Annotated in this window: 29 protein-coding genes and 4 pseudogenes; 16 read left to right on the top strand and 17 right to left on the bottom strand. The window is 69.7% G+C overall.

What is annotated here, in order from left to right; all coding sequences use genetic code 11:
• Nucleotides 1–59: 59 nt before the first annotated feature.
• Nucleotides 60–221, bottom strand: a complete 162-nt coding sequence (locus QMK24_RS17970; protein WP_283467160.1) for a hypothetical protein — start codon at nucleotides 219–221, stop codon at nucleotides 60–62.
• 809 nt (nucleotides 222–1,030) lie between these two features.
• Between QMK24_RS17970 and QMK24_RS17975 the strand changes: the two genes are divergently transcribed.
• Together QMK24_RS17975 and QMK24_RS17980 are read left to right on the top strand one after the other, a co-directional pair.
• Nucleotides 1,031–1,450, top strand: a complete 420-nt coding sequence (locus tag QMK24_RS17975; RefSeq protein WP_283467162.1) for an FG-GAP repeat domain-containing protein — start codon at nucleotides 1,031–1,033, stop codon at nucleotides 1,448–1,450.
• A gap of 48 nt (nucleotides 1,451–1,498) precedes the next feature.
• Complete coding sequence (locus QMK24_RS17980) at nucleotides 1,499–2,011, top strand: hypothetical protein (RefSeq protein ID WP_283467164.1); 513 nt, start codon at nucleotides 1,499–1,501, stop codon at nucleotides 2,009–2,011.
• A gap of 118 nt (nucleotides 2,012–2,129) precedes the next feature.
• Here QMK24_RS17980 and QMK24_RS17985 read toward each other — a convergent pair.
• Nucleotides 2,130–3,295, bottom strand: a pseudogene (locus QMK24_RS17985) (glycoside hydrolase family 64 protein).
• A gap of 20 nt (nucleotides 3,296–3,315) precedes the next feature.
• Here QMK24_RS17985 and QMK24_RS17990 point away from each other — a divergent pair.
• Nucleotides 3,316–3,516: a hypothetical protein gene (locus QMK24_RS17990; RefSeq protein WP_283467166.1), complete on the top strand. Its 201-nt coding sequence runs from the start codon at nucleotides 3,316–3,318 to the stop codon at nucleotides 3,514–3,516.
• 396 nt (nucleotides 3,517–3,912) lie between these two features.
• On the opposite strand, the gene QMK24_RS17995 is transcribed toward QMK24_RS17990, so the two are convergent.
• From QMK24_RS17995 to QMK24_RS18025, 7 genes are all read right to left on the bottom strand, one after another.
• Entirely contained in the window at nucleotides 3,913–4,116 is a 204-nt protein-coding gene (locus QMK24_RS17995) for a cold-shock protein (RefSeq protein ID WP_283467167.1), read from the bottom strand.
• A gap of 153 nt (nucleotides 4,117–4,269) precedes the next feature.
• The gene (locus QMK24_RS18000; RefSeq protein WP_283467169.1) at nucleotides 4,270–5,316 is read right to left on the bottom strand and encodes a TolB family protein; all 1,047 of its coding nucleotides are present in this window, start codon (nucleotides 5,314–5,316) and stop codon (nucleotides 4,270–4,272) included.
• Nucleotides 5,313–6,629, bottom strand: coding sequence for an MFS transporter (locus QMK24_RS18005; RefSeq protein ID WP_502962558.1), 1,317 nt, complete (start codon nucleotides 6,627–6,629; stop codon nucleotides 5,313–5,315). The genes QMK24_RS18000 and QMK24_RS18005 overlap by 4 nt, the downstream gene beginning before the upstream one ends.
• 3 nt (nucleotides 6,630–6,632) lie before the next feature.
• The gene (locus QMK24_RS18010) at nucleotides 6,633–6,785 is read right to left on the bottom strand and encodes a hypothetical protein (protein WP_283467171.1); all 153 of its coding nucleotides are present in this window, start codon (nucleotides 6,783–6,785) and stop codon (nucleotides 6,633–6,635) included.
• Between the two features lie 203 nt (nucleotides 6,786–6,988).
• Complete coding sequence (locus QMK24_RS18015; RefSeq protein ID WP_283467172.1) at nucleotides 6,989–8,578, bottom strand: discoidin domain-containing protein; 1,590 nt, start codon at nucleotides 8,576–8,578, stop codon at nucleotides 6,989–6,991.
• 325 nt (nucleotides 8,579–8,903) lie between these two features.
• The gene (locus QMK24_RS18020) at nucleotides 8,904–10,151 is read right to left on the bottom strand and encodes an LPXTG cell wall anchor domain-containing protein (protein ID WP_349307873.1); all 1,248 of its coding nucleotides are present in this window, start codon (nucleotides 10,149–10,151) and stop codon (nucleotides 8,904–8,906) included.
• Nucleotides 10,152–10,463: 312 nt separating this feature from the next.
• Complete coding sequence (locus QMK24_RS18025; RefSeq protein WP_283467174.1) at nucleotides 10,464–11,069, bottom strand: NADPH-dependent FMN reductase; 606 nt, start codon at nucleotides 11,067–11,069, stop codon at nucleotides 10,464–10,466.
• 148 nt (nucleotides 11,070–11,217) lie between these two features.
• Here QMK24_RS18025 and QMK24_RS18030 point away from each other — a divergent pair.
• Nucleotides 11,218–11,406: pseudogene (locus tag QMK24_RS18030) on the top strand (helix-turn-helix domain-containing protein); the annotation flags it as partial.
• Here the strand turns inward: QMK24_RS18030 and QMK24_RS18035 are convergent.
• Nucleotides 11,401–11,595: pseudogene (locus QMK24_RS18035) on the bottom strand (macro domain-containing protein); the annotation flags it as partial. The pseudogenes QMK24_RS18030 and QMK24_RS18035 sit on opposite strands and share 6 nt — an antisense overlap.
• A 246-nt stretch (nucleotides 11,596–11,841) precedes the next feature.
• On the opposite strand from QMK24_RS18035, the gene QMK24_RS41840 reads away from it, so the two are divergent.
• Entirely contained in the window at nucleotides 11,842–12,069 is a 228-nt protein-coding gene (locus QMK24_RS41840; RefSeq protein ID WP_502962557.1) for a thioredoxin domain-containing protein, read from the top strand.
• Between the two features lie 393 nt (nucleotides 12,070–12,462).
• Complete coding sequence (locus QMK24_RS18040; protein WP_283467176.1) at nucleotides 12,463–14,031, top strand: choice-of-anchor I domain-containing protein; 1,569 nt, start codon at nucleotides 12,463–12,465, stop codon at nucleotides 14,029–14,031.
• A 98-nt stretch (nucleotides 14,032–14,129) separates the two neighbouring features.
• On the opposite strand, the gene QMK24_RS18045 is transcribed toward QMK24_RS18040, so the two are convergent.
• The gene (locus tag QMK24_RS18045; protein WP_283467178.1) at nucleotides 14,130–14,792 is read right to left on the bottom strand and encodes a CGNR zinc finger domain-containing protein; all 663 of its coding nucleotides are present in this window, start codon (nucleotides 14,790–14,792) and stop codon (nucleotides 14,130–14,132) included.
• 124 nt (nucleotides 14,793–14,916) lie between these two features.
• Here QMK24_RS18045 and QMK24_RS18050 point away from each other — a divergent pair, with 124 nt between their 5' ends.
• Nucleotides 14,917–15,801, top strand: coding sequence for a pyridoxamine 5'-phosphate oxidase family protein (locus QMK24_RS18050; protein ID WP_283467179.1), 885 nt, complete (start codon nucleotides 14,917–14,919; stop codon nucleotides 15,799–15,801).
• Nucleotides 15,802–15,818: 17 nt separating this feature from the next.
• A complete protein-coding gene (locus QMK24_RS18055) occupies nucleotides 15,819–16,286 on the top strand; it encodes a nuclear transport factor 2 family protein (protein WP_283467181.1) in 468 nt (155 codons plus the stop codon).
• Between the two features lie 172 nt (nucleotides 16,287–16,458).
• On the opposite strand, the gene QMK24_RS18060 is transcribed toward QMK24_RS18055, so the two are convergent.
• From QMK24_RS18060 to QMK24_RS18070, 3 genes are read right to left on the bottom strand one after another with little or no spacing between them, the layout of a single operon-like run.
• The gene (locus QMK24_RS18060; RefSeq protein WP_283467183.1) at nucleotides 16,459–17,211 is read right to left on the bottom strand and encodes a hypothetical protein; all 753 of its coding nucleotides are present in this window, start codon (nucleotides 17,209–17,211) and stop codon (nucleotides 16,459–16,461) included.
• A gap of 3 nt (nucleotides 17,212–17,214) precedes the next feature.
• Nucleotides 17,215–17,784, bottom strand: coding sequence for an RNA polymerase sigma factor (locus QMK24_RS18065; RefSeq protein ID WP_283467184.1), 570 nt, complete (start codon nucleotides 17,782–17,784; stop codon nucleotides 17,215–17,217).
• Entirely contained in the window at nucleotides 17,781–17,981 is a 201-nt protein-coding gene (locus tag QMK24_RS18070) for a hypothetical protein (protein WP_283467185.1), read from the bottom strand. The genes QMK24_RS18065 and QMK24_RS18070 overlap by 4 nt, the downstream gene beginning before the upstream one ends.
• 313 nt (nucleotides 17,982–18,294) lie before the next feature.
• Here QMK24_RS18070 and QMK24_RS41845 point away from each other — a divergent pair.
• Together QMK24_RS41845 and QMK24_RS18075 are read left to right on the top strand one after the other, a co-directional pair.
• A pseudogene (locus QMK24_RS41845) lies at nucleotides 18,295–18,453 on the top strand (SCO4225 family membrane protein); the annotation flags it as partial.
• 112 nt (nucleotides 18,454–18,565) lie between these two features.
• Nucleotides 18,566–18,982 carry a hypothetical protein gene (locus tag QMK24_RS18075; RefSeq protein WP_283467187.1) on the top strand — a complete coding sequence of 139 codons (417 nt, stop codon included), beginning with the start codon at nucleotides 18,566–18,568 and terminating at the stop codon, nucleotides 18,980–18,982.
• A 96-nt stretch (nucleotides 18,983–19,078) separates the two neighbouring features.
• On the opposite strand, the gene QMK24_RS18080 is transcribed toward QMK24_RS18075, so the two are convergent.
• Entirely contained in the window at nucleotides 19,079–19,312 is a 234-nt protein-coding gene (locus tag QMK24_RS18080; RefSeq protein WP_283467188.1) for a hypothetical protein, read from the bottom strand.
• A 296-nt stretch (nucleotides 19,313–19,608) separates the two neighbouring features.
• Between QMK24_RS18080 and QMK24_RS18085 the strand changes: the two genes are divergently transcribed.
• Nucleotides 19,609–20,244 carry a GNAT family N-acetyltransferase gene (locus tag QMK24_RS18085; protein WP_283467190.1) on the top strand — a complete coding sequence of 212 codons (636 nt, stop codon included), beginning with the start codon at nucleotides 19,609–19,611 and terminating at the stop codon, nucleotides 20,242–20,244.
• 40 nt (nucleotides 20,245–20,284) lie between these two features.
• Here QMK24_RS18085 and QMK24_RS18090 read toward each other — a convergent pair whose 3' ends face one another.
• Nucleotides 20,285–21,013: a YoaK family protein gene (locus QMK24_RS18090; RefSeq protein ID WP_283467191.1), complete on the bottom strand. Its 729-nt coding sequence runs from the start codon at nucleotides 21,011–21,013 to the stop codon at nucleotides 20,285–20,287.
• 116 nt (nucleotides 21,014–21,129) lie between these two features.
• The gene (locus tag QMK24_RS18095; protein ID WP_283467193.1) at nucleotides 21,130–21,330 is read right to left on the bottom strand and encodes a DUF1918 domain-containing protein; all 201 of its coding nucleotides are present in this window, start codon (nucleotides 21,328–21,330) and stop codon (nucleotides 21,130–21,132) included.
• A gap of 121 nt (nucleotides 21,331–21,451) precedes the next feature.
• On the opposite strand from QMK24_RS18095, the gene QMK24_RS18100 reads away from it, so the two are divergent.
• The 5 genes from QMK24_RS18100 (at nucleotide 21,452) to QMK24_RS18120 (ending at nucleotide 25,404) form a co-directional block, all read left to right on the top strand.
• Nucleotides 21,452–21,814, top strand: coding sequence for an FtsX-like permease family protein (locus QMK24_RS18100; protein WP_283467195.1), 363 nt, complete (start codon nucleotides 21,452–21,454; stop codon nucleotides 21,812–21,814).
• Nucleotides 21,815–21,970: 156 nt separating this feature from the next.
• A complete protein-coding gene (locus QMK24_RS18105; RefSeq protein ID WP_283467197.1) occupies nucleotides 21,971–22,471 on the top strand; it encodes a levansucrase in 501 nt (166 codons plus the stop codon).
• 64 nt (nucleotides 22,472–22,535) lie between these two features.
• Nucleotides 22,536–22,682 carry a hypothetical protein gene (locus QMK24_RS18110; protein WP_283467198.1) on the top strand — a complete coding sequence of 49 codons (147 nt, stop codon included), beginning with the start codon at nucleotides 22,536–22,538 and terminating at the stop codon, nucleotides 22,680–22,682.
• Nucleotides 22,683–22,885: 203 nt separating this feature from the next.
• The gene (locus QMK24_RS18115; RefSeq protein WP_283467243.1) at nucleotides 22,886–24,550 is read left to right on the top strand and encodes a glycerol-3-phosphate dehydrogenase/oxidase; all 1,665 of its coding nucleotides are present in this window, start codon (nucleotides 22,886–22,888) and stop codon (nucleotides 24,548–24,550) included.
• Nucleotides 24,551–24,564: 14 nt separating this feature from the next.
• On the top strand, nucleotides 24,565–25,404 hold the full coding sequence (locus QMK24_RS18120) for an MIP/aquaporin family protein (RefSeq protein WP_283467199.1): 840 nt from the start codon (nucleotides 24,565–24,567) through the stop codon (nucleotides 25,402–25,404).
• Nucleotides 25,405–25,410 lie beyond the last annotated feature (6 nt).

Genomic DNA, 25,410 nt, shown 5'->3' on the forward strand with positions numbered 1-25,410 from the left:
GGGACCCCGCGGCACGATCGTGATGATCTCCGGGCTCGCGTCGGCCGGCGCGGCCGGGGCTACTGCGGGGCGCCCTCGCGGTCCGCGTCGAACTCGTCGTCCGTCTCCGCCGCGGCGAACGGGAGAAGAGCCGGAGAGAGGAACGGGTCGGTCGACGGCCGCCCCGGAGCCGGGATCAGGGAGGATTCCGGGAGGACTGTTTCGGAGAACAAAGAGGGCATGGGTACCTTCTGACAATCGGTCCCATCCACTGAGGCGGACAGGCAGCACTACCGGAAAGGTACATGCGTACGAATCAGCCTAGCTGGCGCCACGCCGCCGCGCTTCGCCGCTGGTCACTACGGCCGCGACCGCGCCATGAGTTGGCAGCCGAGGGGGCACCAAAGGGAGTGCCAGGACCGGGGCGGGGTGGGCCGCGACCCGGCCGCGACCGCCCGCGAACGCCCGTAGATCATCACGACCAGCGCATTGACGTCTCTCTGAAGCGCAGTTAACTTCTGTGAGCGCTCTCCGACTTCGTGCCCCGCCCCCCCCGCCGGCCGTCGAGTCTCCGGAGGTCCCCATGAAGACAGTCCGGTTAGCTGCCGCCGTGCTTGCCTGTGCAGTGTGGACAACGTTGTCAGTCCATGACGCGAAAGCGGCCCTTCAAGCGCCGGTGATAACGCCCGTGAAAGCGCCCGCCTCAAGGGCGCGGAGCGACCGGACGGGGCGGGAGGAGGCGTCCGGGACCGATCGCGAGTGTCCTCGCGCTCATCGGGGCCGTCGGACTGGCGCTGCTCCCATCCGGTGCGCCCGCCGCGCAGCCGGCCCCGCCCGTTCTGCGGGTGATGCCGCTGGGCGACTCCATCACCTGGGGCGTCGGCAGCGCCAGGACCTCGTCGTACCGCCGGCCCCTCTGGGATCTGCTGGCCGGCCGGTCCCGCTACTCCGTGCGGTTCGTCGGCTCACAGTCATCCGGGAGTCTGCCCGACCTCTCCAACGAGGGACACAGCGGCTACACGATCGATCAGATCCGCGGCGGCATCGACGGATGGCTCAGGCCTTCTACGGACCGCTGGACCGGGCGTTCAGCGATGGATGGGCGGCAGGCGGAGCGCCGTTGGGCGCCGGCACCGAAGCGGGCGGAACGGGCAAGGTGCGCTGGGCCGACTTCGACGGTGACCGCGCGATGGACTACCTCGCGGTCGCCGGAAGCGGCGCGGTGTCCGTCTACCTCAACCGTGGAGGGGACGGACACGGCGGCTGGCTGTTGCTCGGCGGCATCGCCTCGGGCCTGACCACCAACGCCGACCAGGTCTCCTTCGCCGACTTCACGGGCGACGGGAACGCCGACTACCTCCTCACCGAGCCGGGCACCAACGCCGCCACCGTCTACAGCTGGAGAGGCGGCGACGGCCACGGCGGCTGGAACAACCTCGGGCGCGTCGCCTCCGGCGTCCCCATCGGCTGAGAGGTCCATCCGCAGCACCCGGCTTGGCGGCATGGCACCATGCTGAGCGTGGACACCTCTGACGACACGACTCCTGCCGCTCAAGCGGTGCGTGACCGCTGGCGCGCCCGGGAGGCGCCCGAGGGAGACGTCATCATGTTCGCCGACGGCTCGCTCGCGGTGATGCGCCTCATGCGGTTCTCCCCGGCCGATCGGCTCCACGACCGGCGGGCCGAGCAGTGGAGTTGGTGGGAGCTGCTACGAGCCACCGAGTGGAACGCCGGTGGCTGGGTGGACATCGACACGGTGTTCGCCTCGTGCGCCTTCGCCGGAAGCCGGGTCCTGGCGGGTGAGTCGTCGGACCACGGCAGCATCGGCTGGGTCGCCGTGACCGAGGACGGCGACGAGGGCGCACTGCGATGGCTGGCGGTCTCCCAATCGTCGAACCCCTTCTGCGAGGTCACCCTGGACGAGCACACGGTGACCGCCACCAGTACCGCGGGCCGCATCTGGACCTTCCCCCGGGACGCCCCGCAACAGGTCAGGATCACCGAGGATCCGGACTACCCCTGGCTCCGCTGACGACCCGACGCGACGACGCGACAGGATGACCCGACGAGTGGCCCGGCCGCGTCCTGGGTGGTCGCTTCCAGAACGTGGCCGGGCGGTTCTCCGGGACCTGACTGACGCGGGTGACGCTCTAACTGAACGGGTCCAGGGTGATGTACGCCTGCTGCGGGTTGGGGTCGTTCACCAGCGACTCGTAGGTGTCGACATCGTCGAAGGCGAAGGCGTAGGCCTTGCCGTCGGCCATCTGCGCGTGAATCTTGCGGGCGTAGTGGTTGGTCACCGCGTCCAGGTAGAAGTTCGCGGAACTCGTGTCGGGCTGGTTCGCGTTGACGAGCAGGGTCGAGCGGTTGTACCCCGCGCACAGCGTGCGGGAGATCGGGCCGCGTACCAGGTCGTTCGGCGCGTCCAGCAGCTTGTGGCAGCCGAAGACGCTGTCGGTGTCGGGTTTCTGGAAGGAGGTGACGACCCCTCCGGAGCTGTTGGTGAAGTTCATGACGTTGTCGGAGATCCTGCCGAAGTACTTGGTGTTCGGCTGGTCGGCGAACGGCGTCACCGTCAGGGTGGAGGTCGTGTACTTGCTCCACACCCGGTTGATGTAGTCGTTCATGACGGTGGCCGGCAGCGCACCCGACTCGATGCCGTGGCCGGGCGCGAGGGCGCGCAGGACAGTGCCGTCCGAGCGGGTCTGGATCAGATTGGCCCAGCCGCCCGGCTGACCCCGCAGGGCAGTGAAGAAACCGTTGTAGCCAACGGGCTTGAGGTGACCGGTGCTCTTGGTGGAACCGTTGGGGATCTTGACGCCGACGGCGTAGGGGGCCGAGAACATGTCGACCTGGGTGCTGTTGATCCACAGCCCCGAGTCATTGAGCGTGTGTTCGGACCAGTTGAAGAGAATATTCCGGTTCGGGTCGCTCGGGTTCTGCACCGCGGCTGCACCAGTCCGCCCGTGGTCAGCTTGAAGGCGAGCTTCTGGCCGTAGGAGAAATAGACCCTCCCGGAGAACTTCGGCATCTGGATCGTCATGGACTGGCCGTTGGCCGGTCCGGCGATCGACGCGTCCGGCGCCGGAGTCGGCGGATTTCCGCCGGCGGGCCAGGCGTGGAACGTACCGCTCGCGTCGGCCCACCTCTGCCGGCCGGTCGAGAGCCGGGTCCCGATGTCGTAGACGTAGATCTGGTCGCCGCGCCCGGAGTTGTTCGTCAAGGTGAGTGGGATGGTCGCGGGTACCACGGCCCCGGCGGGGGCGATGGGGCCGAGTGCGGCGAATCCTGCGGCCAGGAGCGCAGCCACGATCAACGAGATTCTTGCCTCTCCTGATGCGGGACGCCAAGGCGGCGGCCAACCACGATGCGTTCCTGGCCGCCGCCTGCCTCGGCTTCGTCGCCCTGCTCGTCGTGCTGCTCCTGATGCCGCGCCCGAAGCATCGAAGTAGCAGTGGTGCGGTGGTGACCCGACGCGATGTCAGGTGCAGATGCACTTCACCCTGTGGCAGCGTGGACAAACAACGCGCCTGCTGACGTCAACGGGCGAATGCGGATCCATGGCGCGCTCCTGACTCCTCGTACGGCCACCGCTGTGCTAGACCGGCAGCTCTGTGCTCTCTTACTAGGACGCTCCGAGCCAGGGCATGGGTTCGCCTCTGACGAGAATTCATAGCGAGAACTGAGAAGCCATGTACGCCTGCGCTGCACTCATCAGCCGAATTGGGTAGGTTCCTCCCAGTGATGTACCGCGCGTCGGGGGACGGCAGTTCACCCGGTTTCGGGCGGCACCTGCGGCACGTGCTCGTGCGGGCATCCTGACCCAAGTGGAGCGGAGCGAAGCTCCCAGGAGCGTGAGTTGGAGGGGAGATCAGGCGCGTGGTGTGGGGGCCACCCGGACGGGCGACCCCCACATCCGCGCGCGGCCGAGTGTCAGCCGCGGACGATGTTCTCTGCCTGCGGGCCCTTTTGACCCTGCCCGATGTCGAAGGTCACGTGCTCGCCCTCAGTGAGCTCGCGATAGCCGTCGCCCGAGATGTTGGAGTAGTGGGCAAAGACGTCGGCGCCGCCGCCGTCCTGGGCGATGAACCCGAAGCCCTTTTCCGCGTTGAACCACTTCACCGTGCCGCTGGCCATCGTTTCTGCGTCCTTCGTCCGTAAAAGAGCCGCCCGGAGCGGGCGTTGCAGACATCCCCTGTCAGGTTGTCCGCCCCCGTTCTACCCCACTCGTGAGCTGTTTATCCGAACGCGCATGCTGCGACATCAAGTTCCGCGCCCGGCGCGCGCTGGTCAGCGGCTGGGGGACGAGGCGTCGGCGATGAGCTTGCGGGGCTGCCCGGTCCCGTCGGACGGGACGGCCCAGACGTCGGAGCCGCCCTTGCCCCGGGCTCTGGCGTACATGACGGTGTTCGCGTCGAACCATACGGCCTGGTCGTCGATGCTCTCCGGCTCGGCCAGCGGGGTCTCGCGCATCGTCGCCAGGTCGAGCACGTACAGCCGCCAGGGTTTCGCCGCGTCGGAGGAGACCCGCTTCTTGAACACCACGCGTGTGCCGTCCGGCGACAGGGAGGGGCATTCGGCGTTCTCGCGCAGGGTGTGCGCTTCCCACTTCCCGTAGTCGCCCTGGACGAGGTAGGTCTTCCCCTTCGTCGTCACGGTCGCGTAGAAGCGGTTGTCGTCCGCGGCGAAGGTCACTCCCCAGAAGTTGACGTCGGACGCCCGGTAGCGGTGGCCGTCGATGAACAGCGGGATGTCCTCGATGTTCAGTACCGCGTAGCCGGTACGGGTGTCGAGGATGCCGGTCCAGGTGGAGAAGCCGCCCTTGTTGTAGGAGTCGCCCTGCAGGAAAACGGTCCAGGACACCATGCGCCCGCTGGGTGAGACACGGGCGCGGTTGGGGATGCCCGAGAGTCTCACCCGGCGGATCTCACGCAGCTGACGGTCGACGATCAGGGCGTAGGTCCTGGGCACTGCGCCGGTGCGGGTGATGAGGCAGACGCCGGTGCCGGACGCACTGTAGAAGCGCTCACAGCCCAGACCGCTGATCGTGCGGACGGCGCCGGCAGCGGTGGTCCCGGCCGCGGTGACGGGTGTCGCGGTGGCCGGGGTCGCGTCGGCCGCGGTCGCCGCGATGTTGCCGTAGCCCCCTCCGGGGGCGGTGGAGCGGAAGAGCAGTTGGCCGGGGCGGGCGGTGTCGAGCGGAGCGCCGTGGAAGGCCGGAGTCGCCTCGCGCTTCGCCGCGTGGACGCTGTAACCGACCCCGAGGCCGGCGAGCGCCAGCAGGACGCCGGTCAGCGCGAACAGCCGGAGCCGGGTGGGCCGCTGGAACACGGTCATACGGTCTTCTCCTCGTCGTGGACCCGGACATCGCCCGCCGGAACATCGGCCGCCGGCGTGTCGCCCATCGGAAAGCCGAAGCGCGCCACCAAGAGGCACCCCGACAGCCCGGCCGCCATCACGGCGAGCCCGGCATGGGGACCCCAGGCCGGCCAGGCCGCGCCGAGGACGATCGAGGACACCAGCCGGGCGCCTGCCTGCCCGGTCTGCAGCAGGGCCAGCCCGCTGGTCCGCAGTCCCGCGGGCAGCAGGGGGCCGGCCGCCGCCATCAGCACCCCGTCGGTCGCGGCGTAGAACCCTCCGTGCAGGATCAGCGCCGGGATGAGTACGAGCAGTCCCCCGGCGGGTCCGAGCAGTACCGCGTACGCGCCGAGCAGCGCCAGGTGTCCCCCGAGAAACATCCGGAACCGGCCCGAGCGGTCGGCGATCCGGCCCAGCGGCACGGCGAGCAGGAGGTAGGAGCCGGTGGTGCCGAGCGGCAGCAGCGGGAAGTACTCCGGGGCGATCCCCAGCCTCCGTTGCAGCAGGAGGTAGAGGAAGGAATCGCTGACGGTGACCAGGCCCAGCGCGGCGGTCAGGACGCAGGTGCGGCGGAACGCGGCCGCCCGCAGCAGCCCGAACGCGGCGGGCAGTGCGGCCTGGCTCCGGCCCGGAGGCGGCGGGTCCTGCCGGTCCTGCACCAGGGAGACCAGCAGCACGACGCCCAGCACGGCGACGCAGAAGCTGACGACGAACACGGCGTCGTAGGCGGTGCCGGTCGCGGCGAGCACTCCGAAGGCCGCGAGCGGGCCGAGGAAGGCGCCGACGGTGTCCATCGCCCGGTGCACGCCGAAGGCCAGGCCGAGGGTCTCGGCCGGTGTGCTGAGGGATATGAGCGCGTCACGCGGGGCGGTGCGCAGGCCCTTTCCGGCTCGGTCGGCGGCCACCACGGCGCCGAGGGCGCCCACGGAACCGCCTGCGGCGAGCAGGCCGAGTTTGCACACCGCCGACAGGGCGTAGCCGATCCCGGCGACCAATTTGCGCCGTTGGCGGCGGTCGGCGAGGTGGCCGCCGACGAGCCGCACGAGAACGGTGGCACCGGAGTACAGACTGTCGAATATGCCGAACGCGAGGGGACTGAGGCCGAGTTGGAGGACGAGGTACAGCGGCAGCACCGCACTGACCATCTCCGAGGAGACGTCGGTGACCATGCTGACGGCGCCGAGCGCGACGACATTGGCGGGGACCGTGCGCAGCAGCCCGGCCCGGCGCCCCGGACGTACACCCGGGGCGCCGTCGGCGGCGCTGGGACCGCTGCTCGCCGAGATGTACACCGGCTAGTTCCACCCGCTGATGTCGAGCAGCACGCCGTAACCGGAGACGTTGTACTGGACGATCAAGGCCTGGCCGGTCGCGGCGCCGGGGAACACCGCGCCCGCGCCGGCCGCCAGGGTCGCGATGGCGGCGAGTGCCGTCATGCGTCGTCTCACGTCTTCTCCTTTTTTCTCTGCGTTCCGCGACGTTCCGCAGCGTTCCGCGACGTTCCGCAGCGTTCCGGCATTGCGCGGCGTTCCGGGGCGTTGCAGGGCGTTCCGCGACGTTCCGCAGCGTTCCGGCATTGCGCGGCGTTCCGGGGCGTTGCGGGGCGTCCTGCGCTCTCTTGCGCTGTCCCGCAGCGAGTTGAGGTCGCGGGTCAGTGGCAGGTGACCGGCCCGAAGGTGTCGAGCACCGAGCCGTTGTCGCGGATCAGCTGCCCGGAGTACGTGTTCGGGGTGAGGGTCAGCTTCAGGACGCCGTGGATGTCGGTGATCCGCTGCTGGCTGTTCGGCTGCGTGCTCGTGAAGCCGTAGTTGTCGGCGCCGCCGGTACCCACGATCAGTTCACGCACCCCCGCGGGATCGGCGCCCGCCGTCGCGTTCTGCGGCGCGAAGCGCTCGTACAGGTGGTCGTGGCCGTTCAGGACCAGGTCGGCGCCGTGCGCGCGCAGGATCTGCCAGACGGGCTTGCTGACCATGTCGGCCTGCGGCCCCGAGCTGTACAGCGGCTTGTGCCAGTACGCGGCGACGCAGGCGCTGGTGTTCCGCGTGAGGTCGGCCTCCAGCCACTTGCCCTGCGCGGAGGTCGCGGACATGGACGTCTCGGAGTCGAGGGCGACGAAGTGCCAGCCGCCCCGGTCCCAGCTGTAGTAGGTCTTGCCGGCGGGGGTGGCACGGCTGCCGAAGTACGCCTTGTATCCGGCCGCGGGAGTGCTGTCGTCGTACTCGTGGTTGCCCGTGGAGGGGTGGGTCTTCGCCAGGAAGCGGCCCCAGGTCGTGCCGTAGTACTTCGTGAAGTCGCTGAGGCTGCCGGTGTCGTACTGGTTGTCGCCCAGCGTGAGGACCTCGTCAGGGTTGATGGCCTCCACGCGCTTGGCGGTGTTCTCCGCACCGCAGTTGTCACCGGCCTTGCATCCCGGATCGGAGATGTCACCGGCCGCCACGACCGTGAAGGACGGGGAACCCGGGCCGGGTGTGCCGGTCACCGGCGCACTCGCGGCGGAGAGGTTTCCGGCGGCGTCCATGGCCTTGACGGTGTAGGTGTAGGACGTTCCCTGGGTGCGGTCCGGATCGGTGTACCCGGTCCCGGCGACGGTCGCGACGACCGCGCCGTCGCGCGACACCTGGTAGCCGGTCACGCCGACGTCGTCGGTGGACGCGTCCCAGGCCAGCGAGACGGAGGTGGCGGTCGTGCCGGTCACCCGCGGGTTCCCGGGCGCGGTCGGCGCGGTGGTGTCCGGGCCGCCGGCCGGGCCGTACACCTCGAACTCCTTCAAGGAGTAGCCGTAGGAGGTACCGCGCGCCGTGCCGTACACGCGCACATAGCGGCCGGATGTCGCGGCCGGGAGGGTCACCTCGTCGATCCCGCCGTCACCGGTGGTCGTCCCGTACGCCTTGGTCCAGGCGGAGCCGTCGGGTGACACCTCGATCCGGTACGCCTTCCCGTAGGCGGCCTCCCAGTCGAGGTGCACCCGGGTGATGGTGTGGCCGGCGCCGAGGTCGACGCGGATCCACTGCGGGTCGAGGCCCTCCTCACTGGCCCAGCGGGTGGCGGTGTCGCCGTCCACCGCCTTGGCGGCGGTGAGGGACGAACTCTCGTCCGACGAGGAGAGGGCCGGCCTGCCGCGGGACAACAGCACGTCGCCCGCGGCGTATCCGGACGACGAGGCCGACAGGGCGATGAGCAGGGTGAGGGCCGCCACCAGGCCGTACAGACGGCGATGGTGGACGGGCAGGAGCTTGGACACGACTGCCTCCGGGCGTGGGAGATCCAACCGCGGCGCCCGCCGAAACGGGATGCCGCGAGGCCCACGGCCGGGGCAGATCTCTCACTGAGCGCGTCACATCCTGAGATGCCGCGCCAAGCCGCGTGGAGTGAGCGTGGCAAAGGGTCCGGTGGCCGTCAAGAGAAGTTAGTAAAGTTTCCTAACTTGTAATCGAGGCGGGTCGGCTCGTTCCGGAACGACGGTGCTCGTCCCGGAACGACGGTGCTCGTCCCGGAACGACGGTGAAGGGCCCGCGAACTCAACCGAGTTCGCGGGCCCCCTCACCGTGTCAGTTGTCGGTTGTGCCTCAGGCGGCGGAGCCGGCCTTGCGGCGGCGCACGACGAAAATCGCTCCGGCGCCGACGGCCACGGCCGCGCCACCCGCGAGGGCGAGCTGCGGCACGACGGAGGAGGAACCGGTCTTGGCGAGGGCGCCGTCCGGGGTGGTCACCGGCAGCTCGGACTTGCCGCCCTGCGGCTTCGGGGCCGGGACGACCGGCTTGACCTTGCTCGGCTTGGCGTCATCGACCTTGCCGGGGTTGGACCCCGCGGCCGTGATCTCGAACGCGTACTCGTTGGCCTCCGGGCTGCCACCGCAGGAGCCGTCCTTGTTGACGTACATGCCGGCGACGAAGGCCATGCCGCTACCGGCCTTGACCTTGGCGTCGACCTGGACGCGCAGGCTGACGTCGACGTGGGCGCCCGCCTTCAGCGCCGTGGTGACACCAACGACATGGTCGTTGCCGACGGCCTTCCAGGACTTCGACGCCGCGTCGAACCACTGCAGTCGCACGAGCTTGTCGTAGTCGACGGTGCCGGTCTTGTCCATCGCGTGGAACATGGCAACCGGGACGATTCCGTCCACGGCCTTGGCCGTACCGTTGGTCACCCGGATCGAAAAGCTCACCCAGGTGCCGGCGACGATCTTGGACGGAAGGCCCTTGGCGACGGCGGTGAACTTCTGCTCCGGGACGCAGCCCTCCTCGGCCCTGGCGTCGGCGAGCGCCTTGTCGGCGGCGTTCTTGGCGTCGAGCGCCTTCTTCGTGGCCCTCTGTGCCACGCTGTACTTCTGAACAGCGGCGACCCGCACATCGTCCACTGCCGTCCCGGCCGCCTTGGCCTGGGCGTCGGCGGCGGTCTTCGCGGCGGCAGCAGTCTTCGCCGCCGCCTCGGCGTCGGTGACGGCCTGCTCGGCGGCCGTCTTCTCCGCCTCGGTGGCGGTACCGGGGAGCGCGGCGAGCGCGGCCTTGGCATCGACGAGGGCCTGGTCCGCGGTGGCCTTGGCGGTCGCGGCGGCGACTGCTGCCTTCCGGGCCTCCTCGTACTTCACGAGGGTGGGGCCGGGGTTGTCGAGAATCTCTTCCATGTGCTTGTAGGCGGCCTTCTCGGCTATGACGGCGTCGTCGTACGCCTTCTTCGCCTCGGCAGCGGCCTTTTCGAGCTGCTCGATGGTGGGCTTCTCCTGCGACTGCGCCTGCGTCTTTGCCGCCGACGTGGAGTCGGCGAACGCGGGAGTGACCGAAAGCAGCGCGGCAGGCGTGATCACGGCAGCCACGACGGCCGTCGCGAGAATACGGCGGATCTTCAAAAGAGACCCTTTCTGGGTCCGGAAGAATAGAGGCAGCCACTGCGGAAATTCCTCACGCAGCGTGACTGAGCAGATCTTACGGCCCAGGTAAAAGAGGAGTAAATGGGATTCCGATCCGTCGCCGGCCGCGGCTCCCGTCCGCACGACGGACATAATTGATCAATCCGAGGCAGTTGCCCCCGATTCCTGTGTTTTCCTGTGACTCATGTCATGGGGTGTTGCGTGCGATGTGAGCGCGCCGCGCGCCCCGTTCACCGCGCGCGGCAGCGCTTTCGGTGGCTAGTCCGAGATGGCGTACGGGCGGTCACGGCGGGCGTCGTGGAGGACCGAGCCCCACCACAGGAGCTGGTCGAGCAGTACCTTCGCGGCGCCGTTGGGGCCATCGGGGGCCATGAGGGTCCCGTCGGGGCCGAAGAGCTCGTAGTACCGCGGGAAGGAGACGTAGTCGCGCACCGTATGGGCGCCCAACTCGCAGAACACCTGCCGCAGTTGCTCGATGGCCAGGAGGCCGCCGCTCGCGCCGCTGTAGCCGACGAAACCGATCGGCTTGGCCGCCCACTCGCTGTAGTGCCAGTCGATGGCGGCCTTCAGCGAGGCCGGGAAGCTGCGGTTGTAGTCCGGCGTCAGCACGACGATCGCGTCCGCCGCCCCGATCCGCCGGGTGAGGTCGGCCATCTCGGCGGGACGGTCCATGTCGGGCTTGAGCGCCGGCGACACCGGCGGCAGCTCGAGCGGCAGCGGCGTATCCGCCAGATCGATCAGATCCACCTTGAACCGGCCGTGGTGCGCGGCCTGTTCGACGAACCAATTCGCGACCACCGGGCCGAACCGGCCCTCCCTGCCGCTACCGATGATCACTGCGAGGTTGAGAGTCTCTGCGGGCATGACGTGCTCCTTGTCCCAAGTCACTAGTCGGCGACCGTGCCGGCCGCTGCTCTCAACCTGACGGGTCGGACGAAGTGCAGGAAGGCCGGGCGGAGACTGGTAGCGACAGGGCCACGATCCCGCCGGCCGGGGCTGCTACGTTCGCAACGTGAGCGACAACGAGCTCGGCCTGTTCCTGCGTATCCGCCGTGAAGCCGTCACGCCTGCCGAGGTGGGGCTGCCCACCGGACCCCGCCGCCGTACACCCGGTCTGCGCCGGTCCGAACTGGCCACGCTCGCCGAAGTCAGCGTCGAGTACGTGAAGCGGCTCGAGCAGGGGCGCGACCGGCGGCCGTCCGGTCCCCAGGCCCTTCCCGTAGTGCGACGCCCGCAACGCACGGCAGTCCGCCAGGATCTCGGGACCGCCCTTGCGATGGATCGCCCCGTCGACTCCCCCACCGCCCAGCAGTGAGGAGTTGGCGGCATTGACGATCGCATCGACGCGCTGCTCGGTGATGTCGCCCCGGACGAAGGTGATGGTGACCATGCGCCATCCTCCCAGCGGCGACCCAGCTCGCGCCATCGGAGACCTTCACCATGAGCAGTGGCAAGGGCGTGGCTCCGTCTCATTTCCGTGAGCGGAGACTGACGTCAGCGGCACAGAAGGCCCACTCCCCGGCGGACGACCGATCGTCGACAGACTTCCCGTCTGCACTCTGACCGGCACTCTGACCGGCACTCTGACCGGCACTCATCGAATCGGGGAGGGTTCACGGCCGGGGATCGTGACGGCGTGGTCGTCTATTGGCGGCCCGGCTGCGCGTTCTGCATGAAGCTGCGTCTGCGGCTGCGCTTCACGCGCCTGCGATACACCAAGGTGAACATCTGTCGGGACCGTGGGGCGGCGGCGTTCGTCCGCTCGGTCGCGGACGGGAACGAGACCGCTCGACATACCCAAGAGATATCGGGCATACATTCGAGCGTTGGGCCGGCGCTCCCCACCCTGCCGAATTTCCGGTAATTCGCCAGGGTGAGCCAGGGCCGCGTCTCTTGTGGTGCATGTGCTTTGGCATGATCCTGTCTGGTGACAACGCGGGGTTCGCGGACGGTATCCCATGGCGATCACGCGAGTCGCAGACCGCCGGGGCCCAAGTCTCCTGGCCCCGGCCCGGACTGTGAGCGGCCTACAGGTCCGCATGCCCCGGTGACGAGCCGCTCAGGCGGTCTCATGCGTTGTGAGTACCGCACCGCTGTGGTTCCAAGGGCCCCACCGGTGCCCGCTACTACGGGGCGGACGAGGGGGGAGATCTTCATGTCTTCGTTCATGCAAGCCCGTGGTTCGCGTCTCAGACGGCGTCAGCGATTCACGGCACTGGCCGCCGCCGCCACGTTATGCCTTACGGGGCTGATATCCGTGGCCGGCCCGGCAGCCCAGGCGACATCGGGCGCCACGACCGCCTACGTCGCGAACGCCAGTGACAACACGGTGTCGGTAGTCGATACCGTCACTAATAACGTCACGGCCACCATCCCCGTCGGCTTCGGCCCACAGGGGGCGGCGGCCACCTCGGACGGCACCCGCGTCTACGTTCCCAACATCAGCTCCAATACCGTGTCGGTGATCAACACCGGCACCAACACCGTCACCGCCACCACCACCGTCGGCGCCAGCCCGACCGCCGTGGCGGTCGCTCCGAACGGCGCCCGCGTCTACGTCGCCAATCTGAGCTCCAACACCGTCTCCGTGATCGACACGGCCACCAACACCGTCACCGCCGCGGTCGCCGTCGGCACCGGCCCTGACGCGGTGGCGGTCACTCCGGACGGCACCCGCGCCTATGTCACCAACAGCGGGGCCGGCGGCAGCGTGTCGGTCATCGACACCGCGACGAGCACCGTCACCGCCACCATCAGCGCCGGCGCCTTCCCGATCGCGGTCGCGGTCACCCCGGACGGCACTCGCGCCTACGTCGCCAGTCTCGGCGACAGCAGCCTGTCGGTGATCGACACTGCGACCAACACCGTTGTCACCACCGTCGCGACCGCCGCCTCCCCGTACGCGCTGGCGATCGCTCCGAACGGCGCCCGCGCCTATGTCGCCAACGCCAACGCGAACACCGTGTCGGTGCTCGACACCGCCACCAACACCGTCACTGCCGACATCCCCGTCGGCTCCGGCCCGCAGGGCGTCGCGGTCACCCCTGACGGTGCCCACGTCTACATCTCCAACCTCGGCTCCAACACCGTGTCGGTGATCGATACCGCCACCGCGACCGTCTCCGCCACCACCGCCGTCGGGCACAACCCGGCCGGGGTGGCGATCGGCACGACCGCCGCACCCGCACCGACGGTGACCTCAGTCAGCCCCAACACGGGCCCGCCCGCGGGCGGCACGGCGGTCACCATCACCGGCACCAACCTCTCCGGCGCCACCGCCATCACCTTCGGGGCCGGACACAGCGCCACCGCGGTCAGTTGCACGGACACCTCGTGCAGCGCCGTCGCCCCGGCCGGCGCGGTCGGCACCGTGGACGTACGGGTCACCACCGCGGCCGGCACCAGCGCCGTCAGCGCCGCCGATCACTACACGTACGCCGCCGCCGATGTGGGCGTGGCCCTGGCCGCCAGCGCCGTGCCGGGACTGCTCGGCGGACACATCAACTACACGCTGACCATCACCAACCACGGACCCTCCGCGCTGGCCTCCGCCACCGTGACCGTCCCCCTGACCGCTCCGATGACCGCAACCTCCAGTGACTGCACCGTCAGCGCGGGTCATCTCACCTGCACCGCGGGAGTCCTGGCCAGCGGTGCAAGCACCACCCGCCACTTCACCGTCCCGGTCGGCCTGCTCACCCTCAACCTGCCCTACACCGTCACCGCGACCCGTACGGCCAGCGCGCCCGTCGACCTCAACCCCGCCAACAACAGCGCCAGCCGCACCTGCACCGTGGTCACCTCACTGATCATCCTCTGCTCCTGACACCTGGCACCTGGCACCTGGCACCTGGCACCGAAGGGTGCCGAAGGGTGCCTCTGGCCGGCCGGCTGATCGTTCAGCCGGCCGGCCGTTCCGTTGGCCTAGCGCGCTCCGTTGGGCGCCGAGGGATCGGCGTGGTGCCGCTGGTAGTGGCGTGCCACTCGGGCCCGGTTGCCGCAGGTGGCCGAGCACCATTCCCGGCGTGGGTGGGCGCGGAGGAAGTACAGCACGCAGCCAGGGGCATGACAGGCGCGCAGTTCGACGCGATCCGGCCCGGTGAACAGGTGGACCGCCTGTTCCGCGATCCGCGACAGCGCCGTCGCCGCCGCGTGGGCGTCCGAGGGCCCGGCGGCGAGGGAGGGCGCTCCTCCTTCGGGCCACACCATCTGTGACCACTCGGGCGCATAGGCGCAGGCCCGGTTGACGGTGCCCACCGCTGTCCCGAGATCGGGTGCCGCGGAGGCGGCCGCGGGGCGGGGGTCCTCGGTCGTGACGGCCGCCAGCCGGCGCAGTGCATCACGCAGCTGCCGGTACTGGTCCACGAGAGGCAGCAGCGCCGACGAGCCGGAAACGTCGATCACCGCGTCCAGGGCCAGGGCCGGGGTGAAGCGCGGACCCACGGCTCGGAGCCATCGTGCGAGGTCATCGGCATTGTTCAGTCCGTCGTGTACGCCGTCACGGTCGGCCCAGATCGTGTTCATCAGCTCCACAGGCAGCGGTTCGCCGAGCAGTGGCGCGCCGGGCTGCCGGTCCATGGTGTCCATTGTGCCGACTTTAATCCCCTTCCTAATGGATGTCCATGCCATCAACCATTTGACACGTCGTACCGCCCGTGCCAATATTACTAATGGAACGAGAACTTAACTGCCATTAGTTCAGGAGACTGCCATGACCGCCTCGGCCGGTTTCCACGAAGGCGAGCTCTCGGTGCAGCAACGCGCCGGAGTGCGGAACCTGGCCGGCCGGCTGTCCGGCATGCTCGAACCGCCCGATCTCACCGGCGGCGCGAGGTGGTTCCTCGGGGACCGCGACCTGGCCGTCCTGACCGCCCGCGACCGGGACGGCAGGCTCTGGACGTCACCACTGCCCGGAACCCCCGGCTTTCTCGACGCCCACGACGTCGATGACGCGACGCTTCATGTCCACGCGATGCCCGCCCCCGGCGATCCTCTGGCCCTCTTGCCCCCGGGGCAGCCGGTGGGCATGCTGGCGATCGATTTCGCGACCCGTCGCCGCATGCGCGTCAACGGCACTCTCGCCACCGTCGACGACAGCGGATTCCAGGTGGCGGTCGACCAGGCCTACGGCAACTGTCCGCAGTACATCCATCGCCGCCGTCTCCGCCACTCCGCGGCGCCTGTGAGCACTGACGCCCCCGCGACCCGGTGGCACGACTCCCTCGATGCGGATCTCATCCGGCTGATCGAAGGAACCGACACGTTCTTCCTCGGCACGGTCCATCCGACGCGCGGCGCGGACGCATCCCACCGCGGCGGCCCGCCCGGGTTCGTCCGCGTCCAGGGAACGGACCTGTGGTGGCCGGACTACCCCGGCAACAACATGTTCAACAGCCTGGGCAACCTCGCCGTCGACGACACCGCCGCCTTGCTGTTCCTGGACTTCGCCACCGGCGCCACGCTTCAGCTGTCCGGCACCGCCGCCCTCGAGTGGACCGCACCCGGAGCCCCCGGCGACGACGACGGCACCGGACGGCGGGTCCGCTTCACGCCACGCCACATCCTTACCGGAACGGCCCCCCTGCGGGCCAACTGACCATGTATGGAGACCCCATGACCGCGCCCCGCCCCCCGCTGCCGCCCTTCACCCTGGAGACAGCTGTCGCCAAGGTCCAGGCCGCCGAGGATGCCTGGAACACCCGCGACCCCGAAGTCGTCAGCTTGGCCTACACCGAGGACTCGGCCTGGCGGAACCGCGACACTTTCGTCACCGGACGTTCCGAGATCGTCGCCTTCCTCACCGCCAAATGGGCACGCGAGTCGGACTACGTACTGCGCAAGAGCCTGTGGGGATTCCGCGGGAACCGGATGGCCGTCCGATTCCACTACGAGTGGCGTGACGCGGCCGGGCAGTGGTTCCGCAGCTATGGCAACGAACTGTGGGAGTTCGACGAGAACGGGCTCATGAGCCGACGCGAGGCCAGCATCAACGACCTGCCCATCGCCGAGTCCGAGCGGCGCTATTTCGGTCCGCGCTCCGAGGCCGAACGCGGTCCGGGCCACGACATCGACCTCCAGTAGACGGCGCACAGATCACCGGTGCGCGCCACGCTGCACCTCGACGGCTGGTGTCCCCTCCCGCGAGGAGGGGACACCAGCCGTCCGGTCCGTCAGTCCGGTCGGATCGGCGGCGGATCGGGGTCGGATCGGGGTCGGATCGGGTCGGGTCGGGTCGGGTCGGGTCGGGTCGGGATCAGACAGTGGCCAAGTCCTTGATCTCCTCGATCAGATCGGGTTCGGGCAGCGGGATCTCACCGAGGTCGTCATCGGCGTTGTCGTCGATGTGCAGCGGCGCGCGGATGGCGGCGAGAAACTGCTCGCACATCACCTCCCAGAGCGCGACGCTCTCATAGCCGCCGGGTCCGGCCTCGGGATCCTGTGCGGCCAGCAACTGGGCGAGGATCCGCACGGTCGCGCCCGGACGTTCGGCGCGGAACGCGACGACCTGCCGGTACCAGTGGTGGGCGTCGTTGAGTTCACCCTGCTGGGCGTGGTGCAGGACCAGATAGTAGGCCGAGTGGGGGTCCCCGGCCCCGGCGGCGAACTGCCACCAGAAGCGGGCGCCTTCGTCGCGGCCGGTGAGTTTGAGCAGGCAGGCGAACAGCCTGGCCCCGTCGGGCTCGGTGTAGGAGGAGGAGATGAACTGCGCCATCGCGGCCGACGCGCTGGGGGTACGGACCGCTTGGGCGCACAGCTGAGGCATGTTCCGGGCCCGCCGCCGCATCGCGGCCTCCAGCCGGGCCGGAGCCGAAGGCGGCTCGGGCGCCGCGGCCGGCGCGGAGCAGGCGCTGTTGACGGCCCCTGCGGCGGCGTCCATCTGCGCGGCGCGCGCGAGCAGATGGTTGCGCACCAGGCCGGCGACGCGGCGTTCCGCGGCGCGGATGTCGCGGGCATATCCGTGGGTGAGGACCTCCGCGCGATGCAGGACATCCTCGATGCTGTCCATCCGTTAGTCCCCCTTCAAGTCGGTTGTGGGCGAGGCGGGCCCCAGGATGGCCGCCAGCCGGCGGGCGGCCTGGCGGCGGTGGGAGCGCACGGTGGCCGGGCTCACCCCCATCAACTCGGCCGCTTCCTTGGTGGTGAAACCGGCGAAGAACCGCAGGAGGATGACGTCCTGCTGCTTGTCCGGCAGCAGCGTCAGCGCCTGACGGACCGCCAACTGGTCCTCCAGGGCCCCGATCGGGTCCTCGGTCAGCCGGAAGGCCATGGCCTCAAAGACGGTGGTGTCGACCACGAGCGGACGGCGCGCCCGAGCGCGCAGCTCATCGAAGACCCGGTTGCGGACCACCGCCCAGGCGTAGGCCTCGGCATTGGGCTGGCTCAGGACCCCGTGCCAGTCCAGCGCCAGTTGCGCGAAGGCCTCGTCGACGACTTCCGCCGCGTCGGCGTGCGAGCCCAGCCGGGTGTAGGAGTAGCGCTCGTAGGCGTCGCCGTACATCTCGTGGAACGCGGTGAAGTCCAGCGGAAGGACGACGCGAAAGTCCTCGCCGGTGTCGGGGACCGGCTGTGGCACGGTCACCGGACCTCCTGCTGGTACTCGCCCGTCACCGGGTTCTGAGGGTTCGGGGGCAGGGAGCGGGACTGTTCGCGGAGCTCGGCCGCGCCGATGCGCACTCCGGCCCCTGCCAGTCGGCGCAGACATATTCGCACGTCCGGCACGAACACCCGCAGCAGTGCCGCGGCCGTGACCGCGTGCCAGGCCACATCGTGGTTCACGATGATCTCTTCTCCTCAACGTAAGCACCGTTGTCCCGGGTCCGGTGCTCAAGAGCGCGTCGCTCTCTTGCCTCTATAGCGTCCGCCGGGGCGAAAACGCGCAGTCGTCCCACCGGAAACTTCCGGAACTCGACCTGCCACTTTCAACGGCGCGGGCGGCTTCCGCCGACGCGCCAGGTCGGGAACCCCTGAGTAGCCGTACTCAGGCGCGGCCGCCGCGCAGGCTCCACCATGGAGGAATCGCCACTCGACCCGACGAGGAGACCACCATGGACACGGCCCGGCTGCGCAGCCTCGTGCCGTCTTCGCCGTCTTCGCCGTGGAGGACGCGATCTGGGGAACGCAAGCCGCGCCGCACGGGTTCGTCTACGCCGGAATCACTCTGTGCGTACTCGTCCAGGCGCATGCTCTCGGGTTGCTGATGCGCGCTCTGCGCGGCAGGCCGCACTCGGCGCACCCGCACCCTGTTTGACCCGGCCCGCGCGGACGGCCGCCTGTCGTCCGCGCTCTGAGCGCCCCCCGTCCACCCCGCGCCGGCGCCGGACACCTGCTATCGGCGCATGCCTTCGGGGTAGCTCTTGGGTATGGCATCAGACGAGCCTGAACCGTTTCCGGACATCTGCGACTTCTGCGGCCGGCGCATCGGCGCGCGGGGTCGGCTCGCCCTGGTGCCGGACTCCTCGGCGATTCACGCGCGGGATCCGGGCAAGGACGGACAGCGGCTGATCATCGTCTGCTCGCCCGAGCACCTGGCCTCGCTGGAGGAGGAGTACCGGCGGCGCCCGTTCGTGGCCGAGGAACTGTGGGCGGGAAAGATCAGTCGTGCGCTGCAGGGACACCCCGAGGACCTCCTCACCCCGGAGACCCTGTCGGCGGCCACGGGACTGAGCCAGGAGGAGATCGACCGCGCGGTGATCTGGAAAATGGAGCGGATCCGGCGCTGGTACGAGCAGCACGGGGACGACTCCGCGGGGGATGCGGATCCCGGACCCGGATTCTGACCCGGGTGAACGGCGATACGGCGGTGCGGGAGGTGGCTTTGATGCATGTGGCCACCGCCGGATCCGCCGTCACCTGGTCCGCCAACTCGGGCGATCTCAGCGGGGCGGGTGCTCGTCGGCGCGCTCGTCCAGGTCTTCGTCCGGCAGCGAGCCCTCGCCCAGCGTACGACGCGACGCCACCGGTTCGGTGGAGACGTGCTCGCCAGCCGGTCCGCGGGCCGCTTCCGCGGCCGCGCGTTCGGCGGGCGTCATCGCCCGTTGCGCACGGCCCTCGTCCGGATCAGTGTCGGGGTGCGGTCCGATGCCCAGCGGGCGGCGATGAACAGTCATCTGCGCAGTCTCCTCCCCCGCCCCGCGTCGCGCGAACACCGGTATCACCGGGGTCGGCTGGCTGGGGTGATCAGCGGGGGCGCGGGATCAGCGCTGCAAGCGAAGTCCAGGACCCAGGAGCTGGCCCTGTCCGTCGACGGCGCGCGGCGTCGAGCCAACTGCCCACGGCGAGCGCGGCCGTCGGGTCGATCCGGGAGTTCCGGTCCGACACTGCCGTGGGCGATGGCCGCGTGCGGCCGGGAGGCGACTAGGATCTGGTGCCCGGCCGCCCGAAGCCGACCCATAGGAGTGCGCGCGTGACCGGTACAGCCGTCCGACAGGCCGTCATCGCCGAGGAGGAGACGGTCGCCCGGCTCCTCGCCACCGTCTTCGACGAACTGCCGCTGCACCGCTGGCTGGTCCCCACACCCGAACGGCACCCGGAGATCTTCCCGCACTTCTTCCAGATCCTCGTCGGACACGCGCTGCGCCACGGAACGGTCTACGTCACCGAGGACCTGCGGGCCGCCGCGGTGTGGCTGCCGATGCCGTCCCCGGACATCGAGGACTACGACGACCGGCTGTCTGCCGCCTGCCAGGACCACGTGGAGCGGTTCCACCAGCTCGACGAAGCCATGGGCCAGGCATACCCCGCCGACCGCGGCGACCACGACCACCTGGCGTTCCTGGTCGTCCATCCCGACCTGCAGGGCGACGGCATCGGCTCCCACCTGCTGCGCCTGCACCACGACATCCTCGACCGGGCCTGCCGCCCCGCGTACCTGGAGGCGACCAGCCCCGCCAGCCGCAAGCTCTACCTGCGGCACGGCTACGCAGACCTCGGCCGGCCGCTGGCCCTGCCCTTCGACCCCGAGGCGATGTACCCGATGTGGCGGCCCGCCCAGAGCGAGGCCGCGCAGCGCGGAGCGACACACGGCGAAGCGTCCTCCTAAGAACCGGGCCGGGGGCGGGGACGGTGGGCGGGTGCCGCCGTCACGCGGTCCAAGGCCGGGTGGAATGTGCGTGACCGGACATCACGGCGGCGGTTCCCGCCAGGGTGAGACCGGCGATGAGGAGCGGCAACGACACTGCCGTGTGCCGGATGAGGATCGCGCCGGCGAGGGCTCCCAGGAACATCGCGGCGACCGAGAGGCCACGTGTGCCGATCTTGCTGGCGGTTCCTCCCGCGAGTCGCCCATCGGCCGCGATACCGGTGACGGTCATCGTCAGGACGGTGGTGTTGAGATCCGGGACGGCCAGACGGCGGACAGCGGCATTCTGTCCGCCCATGGCCCAGCCGAGCAGGACGATGAGGAGGTAGCGGGTGGGCGAGGTGGACGGATCGGCGCTCAGTTCGCAGGTCAGACAAGCCGCCAGGACGAGCACGGCTTCGAGGACGGTGGCCGCGAGCAGCAACCGTCCGCGGTGGTCGGGGAACCGATTGGCGACGCGTCCGCCGATCAGTGCCCCTGCGGCGAAGGACAGCAGGAACACCAGGGAAGCGGTCAGGGAGAAGCCGGCGGCACCGGCCAGGGAAAAGGCTATGAAGACGACATTGCCCGTCATGTTGGCCACGAAGACATGGCCCAGCACCAGATAGCTGAAGGCGTCGACGAAGCCGGTGACCACAGTCAGCGCGAGGAGCAGCCGCGGCAGCGGCCCATGGCGGCCGTCGAGGTCGGGGACCAGGGTGTTCCAGGCATCGCGCAGGGCGGTGATCAAGGAGACGCTCCCTTGGGCGACGACGACATCGACGTAGTCACCATCGAGAAGCCCGGCCCGATGGACCGATGGTGACGACTACCAGCCCGCTCCCACTCGACTCTGTTTCAACTCGACTATGCGTCGTCACCATGTGGTTCGGACCGTACAACGCAGTCGGGGCCCGGGGACATCAATGCCTCGTGCCCGTCCGGGAAGCGGACCCGGTACGGCGGGGTTCCGTTGTCCCCCAGCACCTGCACGATCTCCCCGACCTTGTCGTGCTGCCCCACGGTCCTGCCGTGCTGCACCAGTTGGTCACCCTCGGTCGCTCGCATGTGTGACCTCCTTCGGAGGCGGGCTCGTCGATGGGACCAGTCTATGGCGACCTGCCCCGATCGGCCTGTCAGCCGATGTCAGTGCCGCCCGGGATCGCCACCACCCCGAGGGGCCTCGGTGGTGGCACCACTGAGGGCGGTCCTGCTCGACACCCGCGAACGCGTCCAGGAGATCGGCATCCACAAGGCCCTGGGCATGACGCCACGGCAGACCATCGCCATGGTCATGGCCTCGGTCCTGGTCGTCGGCCTGATCGGCGGCGCCCTCGACGTGCCGGCCGGGGTGGCCCTGCAGTCGGTGACGGTGACGGCCATGGATCACAGCGCCGGCATCACCATGCCGGCCTCCGTCGTTGACGTCTACCACACCGCCGAACTGCTCCTGCTCGGACTCGGCGGCCTGCTCATCGCCGTCCTGGGCGCGCTCCTCCCCGCCGGCTGGGCCGCCCGAACCACCACGGCCACCGCCCTGCGCACCGAATGACAACCAGCCCCGGCCGCTCCCCTGAGCGATCGGCCGGGGCACCGAGCTGCGAACTCGCGCCTCAGGACGGCGCAACGCCGACCGCCGAAGGGCCGGGTGCAGATAGGTCATCGCGGGATCTTCACGAGGGTGCGGGATCGATAGACAATCGCATCCATGAGTGAAGAGTCACCACGAAACTATCTGGCCGCGGTAGAGAGCCGGCTGACGGCCGATGGTTGCGCCCCGCAATGGCAGGACTGGTCAGGTACGCGCGTCCTCACGGGTCGTCGGGCCGACTTCCGATTCCGCTGGATGGCCACCAACCTGCATCTCTTCACCATCGCCGCGGCCGTTCCCGAGATCACCACTCCGGTCATCGACGCGTTCACCACGCAGGCGTTGAAGTACGCCAAGAAGAACAAGGGCGGCCTGCCCGTCGGGATGCAGACCGGGGTCGCGGTCTTTCCCGTCCTGGTGAGTGAGCGCGTCGATCCGGCCGCGGTGGCGTGGGCGGAGGACAAGCAGCGCAATCAGTTCGCCTGTTTTGCCCGCCCCGTCGTCGTCGACACCGCGCGGCACTACGTAGGACTCTTCCGTGGGAAGCCGGCCCTGGGGTGGATCTACTCCTCCCACCTCATCGAGAAGAGCGCCCGCTACTTCAACCACCCGGCCTGAGCGTCTGCCCTCGTCAACCGGTGGTGTGTGACGAGGTGGACGGAGGTCGCACCACCGTGGCCGTATGGATCCAGCGCTGGATCCGGTACGGCAGCCATCAGGCCGGCTCGCCGACCGCTCCGATCAGCTGCTCGGAGCGGAAGTCGGCCAGTACGTCCGCGGGCAGCTCCGCGACGGGCGCGCCGTGACGCGGCCCGATCCGTCTCCGTGACCTCGGCCTTCGGCCGGCCCGGGCCCGCGCGGCCGTCACCCGTTTGCCACACCTGCCGCCCCTCGCAGTGCCGCCCGGCCCCGGTGGCTGTCGAATGGGAAGACGTCATGTCGTCGTGTCGTCGCGCCATCACCATGGTGAGGAGCCGGTCCGTGAAACCAGTCGCCCTGTCGTCGCAAGCCCGTGAGGATGCCCTGCACGCCATGGGAAGCGGGCAAGAACTCGATGTCCTGGTGGTGGGCGGGGGCGTGGTCGGCGCGGGATGCGCGCTGGACGCCGTGACCAGGGGGCTGAGGGTGGGTCTGGTCGAGGCCCGCGACTGGGCCAGCGGCACCTCGAGCCGGTCCAGCAAGCTGATCCACGGCGGACTGCGCTACCTGGAGATGCTCGACTTCCGGCTCGTCCAGGAGGCGCTGAAGGAACGCGGCCTGCTGCTCCAGCGGCTCGCGCCGCACCTGGTGCGGCCGGTGAAGTTCCTCTACCCGCTCACCCACCGGGTCTGGGAGCGTCCCTATGTCGGGGCCGGGATCCTGCTGTACGACACGATGGGCATCACCTCGGGCAACTCCCGCGGCCTGCCGCACCACCGGCACCTGGGCAAGCGCCGGGCGCTGCGCGAGGCGCCGGCCCTGAAGGCGGACGCCCTCACCGGCGCGGTCGAGTACTGGGACGCCCAGGTCGATGACGCACGGCACACCATGATGATCACCCGGACCGCGGCGGCCTACGGTGCCCACGTCGCCAACCGGGTCAAGGTCGACGGCTTCCTGCGCCAGGGCGAACGGGTCACCGGCGCGAACGTGACGGACCTGGAGACGGGCCGCCGGTTCGAGGTCCGGGCCAAGCAGATCATCAACGCGACCGGCGTGTGGACGGACGACACCCAGGCCCTCGCCGACACCCGCGGCCAATTCCACGTCCGCGCCTCCAAGGGCGTGCACGTCCTGGTGCCCCGGGACCGGATCAACTCCCAGACCGGGCTGATCCTGCGCACCGAGACCAGCGTCCTGTTCGTCATCCCCTGGGGCCGGCACTGGCTCATCGGCACCACCGACACGGACTGGGACCTGGACAAGCAGCACCCGGCCGTCAGCTCGCGCGACATCGACTACCTGCTCGGCCATGTCAACCGGGTGCTGGCCACTCCGCTGTCGAAGGACGACGTGGAGGGGGTGTACGCGGGGCTGCGGCCGCTGCTGTCCGGGGACGCCGCCGAGACCAGCAAGCTCTCGCGTGAGCATCTGGTCGGCCACCCGGTCCCCGGTCTTGTGGTCGTCGCGGGCGGGAAGTACACCACCTACCGGGTGATGGCCAAGGACGCGGTGGACGAGGCGGTGCGGACCCTGGACGGCGGTATCGCCGCGCCGTCGGTGACCCAGGACGTGCCGCTGGTCGGCGCCGACGGATACCGGGGGCTGTGGAACCGCCGCCAGAGCCTGGCCGATTCCTGCGGGCTGCACGTCGTGCGCATCGAGCATCTGCTGAACCGGTACGGATCGCTGATCGACGAGGTGCTGGAGCTCCTCGCCGCAGATCCGTCGCTGGCCGAGCCGCTGCCGGGCGCCGACGACTATCTGGAGGTGGAGGTCGTCTACGCCGCCACCCACGAGGGCGCCCGGCATCTGGACGATGTGCTCACCCGCCGCACCCGGGCCTCCATCGAGTCCTGGGACCGCGGCCTGGCGGCGGCCGAGAAGGCGGCCCGGCTGATGGCCGGCCCGCTCGGCTGGGACGACCAGCAGACCCGGGACGAGGTCGAGCACTACCGCAAACGGGTGGAGGCCGAACGCGACGCGCAACAGCAGGCCGACGACCGGACCGCGGACGCGGCCCGGCTCGGCGCCCCCGACATCGTGCCCCTGCGTTGAGAAGGGCTGGACCAATGACTGATACGACAGCTGCTCCGAGGATCAGGAACCCGCTGGCCTCACACCGGCTCCTGGGCGAAATGCTCGCGGAGTTCACCGGCACCATGATGCTCATCCTGCTCGGCGTGGGGGTGGTCGCCCAGGTGGTCGCCGCCGGCGTGGGAGGCCACGACAGCATCGCGTGGGCGTGGGGCCTGGGTGTCACCTTCGGTGTGTACATCGCCGCGCGCACGTCGGGCGCTCATCTGAACCCGGCCGTGACCGTCGCGCTGGCCACGTACCGCGGCTTCCCCTGGCGCAAGGTGGCGCCCTACGCGGTGGCGCAGACGGCGGGCGCGTTCACCGCCGCCCTGCTGGTGCGCTGGAACTACACCGAAGTACTCGCCGCGAAGGACCCGGGACACACCATCAAGACGCAGGGAGTGTTCTCCACGCTGCCGGGAAACGGCACGTTTCCGGTCAGCGAGTGGGGCGCGCTCCGCGACCAGGTCATCGGCACGGCCATCCTGCTGCTCATCATCATGGCGTTGACCGACATCCTCAACACCGCGCCCAAGGCGAACCTGGGCGCTCTGCTGGTGGGTCTCAGCGTGGTGGGCATCGGCATGGCCTTCGGCACCGACGCGGGGTACGCGATCAATCCCGCCCGTGACTTCGGTCCGCGGCTGGCGAGCTTCATCACCGGCTACGGGGGCGCGTGGCGCGACCAGTACGGGGAGCTGTACTTCTGGGTGCCCATCGTCGGCCCGCTCGTCGGCGGTCTGATCGGCGCCACCCTCTACCGCTTCCTCATCAGCCCCTTCCTCCTGCCGGAGGAGCCGCCGCTGCCGGGCCGCGTCCTGGAGGACGACTAGCGGCGC

This window comes from Streptomyces sp. PH10-H1, assembly GCF_030063355.1.
GTDB lineage: Bacteria > Actinomycetota > Actinomycetes > Streptomycetales > Streptomycetaceae > Actinacidiphila.